The sequence below is a fragment of the Streptomyces sp. 13-12-16 genome (genome assembly GCF_002114215.1).
Lineage (GTDB): Bacteria > Actinomycetota > Actinomycetes > Streptomycetales > Streptomycetaceae > Streptomyces.
The window spans coordinates 1-1182 of the sequence record NZ_NCTE01000876.1 but is presented as its reverse complement, the minus strand read 5'-3'; the positions used below and the strand labels follow the sequence as shown (position 1 = coordinate 1182).

2 protein-coding genes are annotated in these 1182 nt (G+C 75.5%); both read right to left on the bottom strand.

Annotation, left to right across the window (positions count from 1 at the left end; all coding sequences use genetic code 11):
• On the bottom strand, positions 1 to 844 hold an 844-nt coding region (locus tag B7767_RS31005), incomplete at its 3' end, for an ABC transporter ATP-binding protein (RefSeq protein ID WP_085575041.1).
• Between the two features lie 119 nt (positions 845 to 963).
• Positions 964 to 1182: hypothetical protein (locus B7767_RS46675; protein WP_373408252.1), on the bottom strand; the 219-nt coding region annotated here is incomplete at its 5' end.

Sequence of the window (1182 nt, the reverse complement as noted above, 5' to 3'; positions counted from 1 at the left end):
CGCCGCCGACCGGCGCGAACCCGGCGCCGCGCAGCGCGGCGCCGGCTCGCGCGGGCGCGTCGTCGCTGTCCAGCGTCAGCGTGACGGTGCGCCGGCCGACCGTGGCCTTGAGCTCGTCCGCGGTGCCGGAGGCGACGACCTTGCCGGCGGAGAGCACCGCGATCGAGTCGGCGAGCCGGTCGGCCTCCTCCAGGTACTGCGTGGTCAGCAGGACCGTGGCACCCTGCTCGACCAGGCCCTCGACGATCTCCCACAGCTTCAGCCGGCTGGACGGGTCCAGGCCGGTGGTGGGTTCGTCGAGGAAGATCACCCGAGGACCGCCGACCAGGGAGACGGCCAGGTCGAGGCGGCGCCGCAGCCCGCCCGAGTAACCGCTCGCGCGCCGGTCGGCGACCTCGGTCAGCTCGAACAGCTCCAGCAGTTCCTCGGCCCGGGAGCGGGCGGCCCGGCGTCCCGCCCCGAGCAGCCGGGCGATCAGGACGAGGTTGTCCCGGCCGCTGAGCTGGGTGTCCACCGACGCGAACTGGCCGGTGAGACCGATGCGGCGGCGGATCTCGAAGGGGTCGCGGGTCACGTCGTACCCCGCCACCGAGGCCCGTCCCGAGGACAGGGGCAGCGCGGTGGTGAGAATGTTGACGAGCGTGGTCTTGCCGGCTCCGTTGTGGCCGAGGAGCGCCAGGACCGTGCCCCGGGGGGCGCTGACGCTGACCGAGTCCAGGGCGTGGACCGTGCCGAACGACTTGCTGACGGAATCCGCCACGATCATCGGATCGCCGCCGGAGCCCGGGCCGGATCCGGCCCCCGCTCCGGTCCGGGCGACGGGGGGCATGACGAGCCCGCTCATGAGGTGATCTCCCGCTGGTGGATGTGCGCTGGGTGGAGGGCCGGCCACCGGCCGGCCCGTCGAAGCCGCCGCCCGCCGGACGACGGGACGGGGGCGCGTGGGGACACGCCGAGGACCGTCTACCGGCCGTCCGGCGCCTCCGTACCGGCCGCCCCGTCCATGAGGCGGAACAGGTCCTCGTCCGTCGCGTCCTCCAGGTCCAGGGGACCGGTGGCCGGTCCCCCGCCGCCGGCGCGGGCCGGCGCCCAGCGGGCGGCCAGTGTCCTCAGCCGCGCCGCCGTCCCGGAGTCGAGGTCCGCGCCCGACGTGAGCAGTGCCTCGAGCTCGTCGACCAGGGC